General features: G+C 75.7%; 6 protein-coding genes. 4 read left to right on the top strand and 2 right to left on the bottom strand.

Going from position 1 to position 6,249, the window contains the following annotated elements; translation table 11 throughout:
- Positions 1-1,325 (bottom strand): hypothetical protein (locus ABD308_RS09640; protein WP_344330850.1); only part of this gene is annotated, 1,325 nt, incomplete at its 3' end.
- Positions 1,326-1,656: 331 nt separating this feature from the next.
- On the opposite strand from ABD308_RS09640, the gene ABD308_RS09645 reads away from it, so the two are divergent.
- The 3 genes from ABD308_RS09645 (at position 1,657) to ABD308_RS09655 (ending at position 4,347) form a co-directional block, all read left to right on the top strand.
- Positions 1,657-2,232, top strand: a complete 576-nt coding sequence (locus ABD308_RS09645; protein ID WP_344330854.1) for a nucleosidase — start codon at positions 1,657-1,659, stop codon at positions 2,230-2,232.
- A gap of 38 nt (positions 2,233-2,270) precedes the next feature.
- Positions 2,271-2,798, top strand: coding sequence for a DinB family protein (locus ABD308_RS09650; RefSeq protein ID WP_344330855.1), 528 nt, complete (start codon positions 2,271-2,273; stop codon positions 2,796-2,798).
- A 148-nt stretch (positions 2,799-2,946) separates the two neighbouring features.
- Positions 2,947-4,347: a trypsin-like serine peptidase gene (locus ABD308_RS09655; RefSeq protein ID WP_344330857.1), complete on the top strand. Its 1,401-nt coding sequence runs from the start codon at positions 2,947-2,949 to the stop codon at positions 4,345-4,347.
- 67 nt (positions 4,348-4,414) lie between these two features.
- Here the strand turns inward: ABD308_RS09655 and ABD308_RS09660 are convergent, their stop codons facing one another.
- Positions 4,415-5,365, bottom strand: a complete 951-nt coding sequence (locus ABD308_RS09660; RefSeq protein WP_344330860.1) for a sigma-70 family RNA polymerase sigma factor — start codon at positions 5,363-5,365, stop codon at positions 4,415-4,417.
- A 102-nt stretch (positions 5,366-5,467) separates the two neighbouring features.
- Between ABD308_RS09660 and ABD308_RS09665 the strand changes: the two genes are divergently transcribed.
- The coding region (locus ABD308_RS09665) for an SDR family oxidoreductase (RefSeq protein ID WP_344330861.1) at positions 5,468-6,249 on the top strand (782 nt) is incomplete at its 3' end.

Genomic DNA, 6,249 nt, shown 5'->3' on the forward strand with positions numbered 1-6,249 from the left:
GCCAGGCCCAGCGCCGCGACCCCCGCGGCGGCGGTGCGCAGGTCCTTGTCGACGCCCAGCGCCTCGTCCCGGAACCGGCCCTCCTCCAGCAGGGCGGCGTGCGCCAGCCGGCTGTCGGCGGCGTTGAACGCGGCGTCGGCCGTCTTCGGCGCGTCGGCCTCCTTGGCCGTCACGGTGGCGTCCAGCGCGGCCTGGTAGTCGCCCTGGTTCTCCAGCGCGGTCGCCGCGCCGTGCCGCTCGTTCCACTGCTCGTAGTCGCGCAGCGCCTGGTCGACGGTGGCCCGGGCGTCCGCCGGCGCCAGCGCCTGGGCCTGCGCCAGGGTGCCCGACGGCTCGCCGCGCTCGGGGGCGCGGGTGTACAGGTGGCCGGTGCTGGTCGACCACAGCTTCGAGTAGGTGGAGCTGGACCCGCGCGACACGTAGTGCAGGTTCTCCGCCAGCCGGGCGGTCAGCACGTCCACCCGGGCCGCGTTGAGCGCCCGCAGCGGCGCGGCCCCCTCGCGTTCGCCGCGTCCGAGCGCGGAGTCGGCGGCGGTGGCGCTCACCGTCAGCCAGAGCACCGCCGCCAGGACGGACGCGCTGGCGGCCAGCAGGCCGATGTTGAACACCCGGTTGGTCCGCCGGAACAGCGCCAGCTGCACCCAGGCCAGCGCCAGCAGCACCACCGCCCCCAGCGCGTACCCGGCCCACGGGGTGGCCCGGGCGTCCGCCAGGTCGTCGGCCAGCGCCTCGTCCTGGGCGGCCGACAGCCGGGCGGCGGCGGGCAGCAGTTCGGTGCGCATCTGCTCGGAGGCGTACCGCAGGTAGGCGCCGCCGAGCGGGTAGCCCTGCCGGTTGTTGGCGCGGGCGGTCTCCACCAGGCCCGCGTACACCGGCACCTTCTGGTTGAGGGCGGAGAGCAGTTCCTGGAGGCCGGAGGAGGAGGTGGTGCGGGCGGCCGCCTCGGAGATCAGCTGGGAGGCGGTCCTGAGGTCCTGCTCGTAGCGGTCCCGGACGGCCCGGGGTTCGGCGCCCGCCAGCAGGAAGCCGCTCGCCGCGGTGGCGTCCGCGTCGGCCAGCGAGCGGTTGATGTCGGCGGCGGCCTGGCTGAGCGGCTGGCTGGAACCGACCACCCGCTCGGCCGCCGCGGCGCGGGAGTTCAGCTGGACGGCGGTCAGCGCGGCGAACGCGAGGGTCAGCGCCGCGAGCAGCGCCCCGGCGAGCCGCAGCCGCCCCGGGGCCGTCCGGGTGGCCCGCCCCAGCCGGGCGAGCGGCCCGCGCCGGACGGCCTCCGCCTCCGTGCCGCCGGACCGCGTCGCGGGCGGTCCCGGACTCTCGATACGCACCGGTGTCGCCACCAGCCTCCCCCTCCCCAGTGGCCCGCCCTCCGTCTCCGGGGCCCGGCCGTTGCCAGCAGTATGGCCGTCACTCCCGGCGGCCACACCCGAGTTGCGCGGATCTTGAGCTGTGCGCTTTCCACCGTGCTCCGTGACTCCCGGCCCACCCCGGCCCGGGCCGGCCCTCCTGGGCGCGGGCGGCGAACGGGTCGACGCGGCACGCACCCTACGCGGTTCCCGGGCGTTCCGGAGGGGCGGGGTCCGGTTGTGGCGGGCGCGTCCCCCGGCGCGGGCGGTTCGTGCGCCGGTGCGAGGGCCGGGCCCTCCGTACGATGGCGGCATGCGCCTTCTGGGAACGATCTCCGCCGACCGACCGCTGCTCGTCGTCGCCGTCCGGGAGGAGGCCGCCCACCTCGGCGGCCACCTGCCGGTTCTGCTGACCGGCATCGGCAAGGTCAACGCCGCCGCCGCGCTGGCCACCGTCCTCGCCGGGGGCCCGCACCCCTCCGAGGTGGTCAACCTCGGGACCGCCGGGGCCCTGCGCCCCGGCTGGGAGGGCACCCACACCATCACCCAGGTGATCCAGCACGACCTCGACACCCCGACCCTCCACGCCCTGACCGGCCGCACCTACGGCGCCCCGCTGATGGTCGGCAAGGGCGACGGCCCGGTGCTGGCCACCGGTGACCTCTTCGTCTCCGACGCGGCCGCCCGCGACCGCCTCGCCGAGCACGCCGACCTGGTCGACATGGAGGGCTACGCCGTCGCCACCGTCGCCCACCGGGCCGGACTGCCGGTCCGCCTGGTCAAGCACGTCAGCGACGAGGCGGGCGACGGGGCCGGCCACACCTGGCGGGAGGCCGTCGACGACTGCGCCCGCCACCTCGCGGACTGGCTGCACGCCCAGGGCTGGTGACGGGACGTCGGGGAGGGGGCGCTGGTTAGGGTGGCGGCATGACCGATGACGTCACCACCGCCGAGGCGGGCGAGCGGACCGACGTGCGCCCGCCGGGGATCAACGCCGACGAGCACACCACGCTGCTCACCTTCCTCGACTACCTGCGCGACTGCGTGATCGCCAAGACCGAGGGACTCTCCGACGAGGACGCCCGACGGCCCGGCGTCGCCTCCGGCACCAGCCTGCTCTGGCTGGTGCGCCACCTCACCGCCGTCGAACTCAACTGGTTCCTCTGGGCCTACCGGGGCGACGACGTCGAGCCGTGGGACGACGACGCGCCGTCCACGGGCGGGGAGACGGTGGCCGGGTCGGTCGCCGCGTACCGGGCGGCGATCGCCCGCGCCGACGAGGTGATCGCCGGGGCGGCCGACGTCCTCGACCGCCCCGGGGTGCGCTCGCTGCGCCCCAACGCCGAAGCGCCGTCGATGCGTTGGCTGCTGGTGCACATGATCGAGGAGACCGGCCGGCACGCCGGTCACGCCGACATCCTCCGCGAGTGGCTGGACGGCTCGGTCGGCCGCTGACGGGCCCGGTTTGACGGCCTGCTGACGATCAGTGGAATACTCCCCCGCGCAGTACCCGGCGCCGCTTCGGTGGCGCCGGGTGTTTTTCATCCAGGGGGAATAGAAGTTCATGTCATCGACTGACAGAAATGTTGGCCGTCGTCGTACCGTGCGCACCGCCCGGACGGCCCTCGGGGCCTCGGCGCTCGCGCTGACGATGCTCACCACCGCGGCCTGCGGGCCGGACAACAGCTCGGCCGACTCCGCCGTGACCGCGGGGGCGGGCACCGCCGCCGCGCCGAACCTCGGACTGCCGGCCAACCTCGACGATCTGAAGAAGTGGAAGTTCGACGACTGGGAGAAGTGGGCGAAGGACTACGCCCTCCCGGCCGCCGCCAAGGGCTTCTGGACGCTGGACAAGCTGCTCAAGGCCAAGCCCAGGGAACCGATCGCGCCGCCGGCGCCGCCCACGGCCGCACCCACCCAGCCGCCGTCCCAGCCCGCGCAGCCGTCCCAGCCGTCCCAGCCCTCCCAACCGGCTAAGCCGGGCAAGTCGTCCCAACCGGGCGCGCCGACCCCGCCCGGTACGCCGTCCGCCCCGGCCAGTCAGCCGCCGGCGGGCCAGCCGACCCAGCCGGGGCACCCGACGCCGCCGCCCGCCGCGCCGAAGCCGTCCAGCACCCAGCAGCCGGCCTCGCAGGCCCCGGCCCAGCCGGCCCAGCCGTCCCAGTCCGCGCAGCCCGCCGACAACGGCAACGACCCGCTGCCCAGGACCGTCAACGCCCAGCCCCTCCCGCACCCGTACGCCAAGCCCGGCGTGCACGGGAAGCTGTTCGCCGACGAGCCCGGCAGCGGCGCCGACGCCGCCGCCGGCCTGAACCACTACCAGTGCTCCGCCACCGTGGTCGCCGACCCGGCCCACCCCGGCAAGAGCAACCTGGTGTGGACCGCCGGCCACTGCGTCCACCAGGGCAAGGGCGGAACGTACTACAGCAACATCTCCTTCATCCCGGCGTTCAACAGCGCCGGCGCGCTGAGCGGCGGCAAGCGGGCCGAGGAGGCCCAGTACGCGCCGTTCGGCGTCTGGAACGCCACCCAGGCGGTGACCTCCCCGCAGTGGAAGGCCGAGGGCGGCGACGGCGGCTCCCCGGCCACCCACTACGACTTCGCGATCATCCGCGTGCAGCCCGCCGACGGCGGCACGTCGCTGGAGGAGACGGTCGGCGGCTCGGTGCCGGTCTGGTTCAACGCCCCGCGCGACCAGCTGGGCATCACCGAGTACGGCTACCCGGCGGCCCCGCCGTTCGACGGTATGGAACTCAACCGCTGCGAGAGCGGCAGGCCGTCCCGGCTGTCCTACGACCCGACCCGCCCGCCGATGCTCGCCCTCGGCTGCACCATGACCGGCGGCTCCAGCGGCGGCGGCTGGCTGGCGGTGAAGGACGGCAAGCCGGCGCTGGTCAGCAACGTCTCGGTCGGCAAGCACACCGGTGAGCCGAAGTTCCAGGCCGGCCCGTACCTGGACGATGTCGCGGCCGGCGCGTACGACTTCCTCTCCAGGAAGGGCTGACCGCCCGCCCCTCCCGGCGGCACCGCCCCCGCGCACCCCTCCCGGTGCGCGGGGGCGGCCGTACGGCTCAGTCCGCGAACGCCGCCAGGTCGAGCGCGGCCAGCCGCTCCGGGTCGGTGAGCACGTCGATCGCCACGATCGCGCCGTCCACCACGGTGAACGCCATCACCGACACGGCCCGGCCGTTGGCGCCGATCACCACCACGCCCGCCGCGCCGTTGACCAGCGCCGGGCGCGCGTACGGCGACAGGCCGCGGAACATGACCGCCTGCCCCGCGACCGTCCGGGCGCCCTGGAGCAGCACCGGCCGCCGGTCCCGGCCGGCGGCGCCGTCCGCCCGCAGCACCACCTCCGGGTCGAGGACGGCCAGCAGCGCGTCCAGGTCCCCGGTGCGGGTGGCGGCGAAGAACGCGTCCACGGCCACCCGCTGCCGGGCGAGGTCCCGGTCCGGCGCGGGCGCCCGGCCCTGCACCTTGCGGCGGGCCCGGCTGGCCAGCTGGCGGGTCGCGGCGGCCGTCTTCTCGATCAGCGGGGCGATCTCCTCGAACGGCACGGCGAACATGTCGTGCAGCACGAAGGAGACCCGCTCGGCGGGGGAGAGCGACTCCAGCACCACCATCAGCGCCAGCCCGACCGAGTCGGCGAGCAGCACCTCCTGCTCCGGGTCCGGCGCGTCCGCCCGGCCGATCAGCGGGTCCGGTATCCGCGGCGGCGGTTCGGCGCCGCCACCCGCGCCGGCCGCCTCGGTGCGCGACTCGAAGGACTCCTCGCGGCGCTGCGCGCGCGAGCGCAGCTGGGTGAGGCAGAGCCGCCCGATCACCGTGGTCAGCCAGCCGCCGAGGTTCTCCACCTCGGAGGTGTCGGTGCGGTCGTAGCGCAGCCAGGTGTCCTGGACGGCGTCCTCCGCCTCGGCGAGCGAGCCGAGCATCCGGTAGGCGACGGCCCGCAGGTGCGGCCGGTGCGCCTCGAACAGGTCCGCGGCCGGTGCGGATCCGGCGGCCAGAATTTTCTCGTCCACCCGTGTCACATTCCTTCGTCGCCGTCAGTCAAAGCTCCGGAACCACGAAACCTAACGGCTCCACCGGAGGCCCGGCCTCCGGCCGGCGAAGGAGAGACGATCATGACGAACCAGACCGACCCGAGCGGCGCCCCCGTCCTGGTGACCGGCGGCACCGGCACCCTCGGCCGGCACGTGGTGCCGCTGCTGCGGGCGGCCGGCCGGGACGTCCGGGTGCTCACCCGCAACCCCCGCCCGGCCGCCGACGGCGTCCGCCACCTGGCCGGCGACCTGCTGACGGGGGAGGGCGTCGACCGGGCGGTGGCCGGCGCCGAGGTGGTGCTGCACCTGGCCGGCGACGCCAAGCACGACGAGGCCACCACCCGCACCCTGGTCGACGCCGCCCGCCGGGCCGGGGTGCGGCACCTCGTCTACATCTCGGTGATCGCTGCCGACCGGGTGCCGCTCGGCTACTTCCGGGCCAAGCACGCCGCCGAGCGGGTCGTCGCCGGGTCGGGCGTCCCGTTCACCACGCTGCGCGCCGCCCAGTTCCACGACCTGACGCTGAAGACGGCCGCCGCGATGGCCAAGCTGCCCGTCGTCCCGGTGATCAACGGCATCCGCTGGGAGCCGGTGGACTCGCGGGACGTCGCCGAGCGCCTGGTCGCGCTGGCCCTGGACGAGCCCGCCGGGCTCGTCGCGGACCTGGCCGGACCGACCGTGCGCACGCTCGGCGACCTGACCCGCGACTACCTGGCGGCGGCCGGCAAGCGCCGCCCGACGCTGCCGCTGCGCGCCCCCGGCAAGGTGGGCCGCTGCTACCGGGAGGGCGTCAACCTGGCCGGGCCCGGGGCCGACCGGGGCGCCCGCGGCTGGGAGGCGTTCCTCGCCGAGACCTTTCCGGC

The organism is Kitasatospora putterlickiae (assembly GCF_039527695.1).
GTDB lineage: Bacteria > Actinomycetota > Actinomycetes > Streptomycetales > Streptomycetaceae > Kitasatospora > Kitasatospora putterlickiae.